A 2108-nucleotide genomic window follows, 5' to 3' on the forward strand; every position below is an offset into this window, starting at 1 on the left:
CGGCGGCGAGCCGCGCTTTTTGAGGCTGACACTGCTGCTGTTTCTGGTTTCCTGTGGGTTTGCCGGGTGTGTTCTGGCGTTGGGACTAGCCGCGGGGCGTGGCATACCCATGGAAAACGGGATTTTTTACACGAATGTGGACACAAGAGTTCTGCTGATTTCGGCGGCAGCGGCCTATCTGGTGCTGGCGGTGGTTTTCCGGGCCAGTGCGCGCAATAGCGGGGCGGGGGGGTTTTTGGTTCCGGTGACGGTGGCCTTTTGCGGAACCCGCGCCGCGCTGACGGCCCTGTGCGACACTGGAAACACGCTGCGTGATCCGGTGACGGGAAGGCCGGTGCTGGTTGCCTCGGCGGAAAAATTGAAGCCGCTCTGGCCGCCGGAACTGGATCCACTGCTGACGCCCCAAGCCCTCCGCGCCCCCGCGCAGACGATGGAGCGGCTGGCGGGGGCGGACATCGCGCGGTTCCGCCTGCTGCCATACAGCGCGGTAGGCGTGGAGAGCGGCTTGCTGCTGGCGGTCCGTCTGGACTGGGCAAGCGTCAACGGTAAACGGCAGGAACGGCTGCTGCTGGCTCTGTCACCCACTTCGGTGGGAGACGGCTGCGACGCCCTCTGGGGCGAGCCGGAGGGATATAAACCGTGCCGATAAAGATGAAAGGGAGGACCGAGAACATGCCGCATTGGCTGGAAACAATCAAAAGGCTGCTTCGCCGCTTGGGGCTGCTGCCCCGGACGCCCGTCCACTACATCGGCGGCAGCGATACCCTGCCCCCGCCCCTGACCCGGGAACGGGAGACGGAGCTTTTATCGCGTATTGAGGACACAGAGGCCCGGCAGGAACTGATCGAGCACAATCTGCGACTGGTGGTGTACATTGCCCGCCGCTTTGAAAATACAAAAATTAATATCGAGGATTTAATTTCTATTGGAGCAATCGGCCTGATTAAGGCAGTGGAAACCTATAACCCCAATAAAAATATCAAGCTGGCAACCTATGCCAGCCGTTGTATCGAAAACGAGATTTTGATGTACCTGCGTAAAAACGCGGGACGGAAGGGAGAAGTTTCCTTTGACGAGCCGCTGAATACCGATTGGGACGGCAATGAGCTACTTCTCTCTGACGTGCTGGGGACCGACGCGGACGTGGTGATGCGCCCCATTGAGGACGACGTGGACCGAAGTCTTCTGACTTCCGCCCTGAAAATTCTCTCTCCAAGGGAGAAAGAGATCATCACCCTGCGCTTTGGGCTGAACGGGGGACAGGAGCGGACGCAAAAAGAGGTGGCCGACCGACTGGGCATCTCGCAGTCCTATATTTCCCGCCTGGAAAAGCGTATTATCCAGCGATTAAAGAAGGAAATTCTTCGTCTCAGCTAATGAATTTAGTGGCAAATAATTTTGCTTTACATCAATTGAAATTGAAGAGAAAATATGCTTAAAAAGAAAAAAGTGCCCGACCGCGCTGCGGTCGGGCACTGAACATTTCCCTAAGATGAAATGCGATGTTTTGCCGCCCGGACGGCAAAATAAAGTATAATCGATTGGCCGCGCCAGACTGCGAAGACGATGGGTTTTTGGCGGAAAGGGTGTTTGAGAAAAACATACCGCGAAACAAGCGCCACGCTGCCCGAGAAAAACGGGTAGCGTGGCGCAAAATACAACGAATTTTTTTAAAATCAGGTCAGGGAAATTTTCAAATTAAAGTCACCCCGCTCGGCCGTGTAGACCCCGTTATAACCTGCACCTTTACGGACAGGTGGGTTGCCTCAGCACGCTTTATCGCTTCCAACATCCAGCCGCAAACAGCAGCCGTGTAGACCCCGTTATAACCTGCACCTTTACGGACAGGTGGGTTGCCTCCAGCACGCTTTATCGCTTCCAACATCCAGCCGCAAACAGCAGCCGGGAGGCCTGCGAACCACGGTCTGATCCGGCATCCCTTATAACGAAATGTGGGTTAAAAAAGGCCTATCACGCACCGCGCAGGGTTTCTCATGTGCATTTACAGCATGAGCCGGGGAAAAAGGTCAGGAATTTTCGTCCTCTTCGTCCTCAAACAGGGCCTCCATGAACAAATCGTACACCGCGTCCAGTTCCTCATCGGAGTC

Annotated in this window: 2 protein-coding genes; both read left to right on the top strand. The window is 55.8% G+C overall.

The window, feature by feature from the left end; all coding sequences use genetic code 11:
- Nucleotides 1–649, top strand: a 649-nt coding sequence (locus RT018_RS15740) for a sigma-E processing peptidase SpoIIGA (RefSeq protein WP_312943255.1), incomplete at its 5' end; no start/stop codon positions are given.
- 23 nt (nt 650–672) lie between these two features.
- Nucleotides 673–1377, top strand: a complete 705-nt coding sequence (gene sigE / locus RT018_RS15745; RefSeq protein WP_312611908.1) for an RNA polymerase sporulation sigma factor SigE — start codon at nt 673–675, stop codon at nt 1375–1377.
- The last annotated feature ends 731 nt before the right edge of the window (nt 1378–2108 follow it).

Origin of the sequence: Oscillibacter sp. (assembly GCF_032060045.1) — a bacterium.
Lineage (GTDB): Bacteria > Bacillota > Clostridia > Oscillospirales > Oscillospiraceae > Oscillibacter.

Excerpts from the sequence above, each read along its gene's own strand:
- sigE (WP_312611908.1), top strand. The coding sequence starts at position 673 with ATGCCGCATTGGCTGGAAACAATCAAAAGGCTGCTTCGCCGCTTGGGG.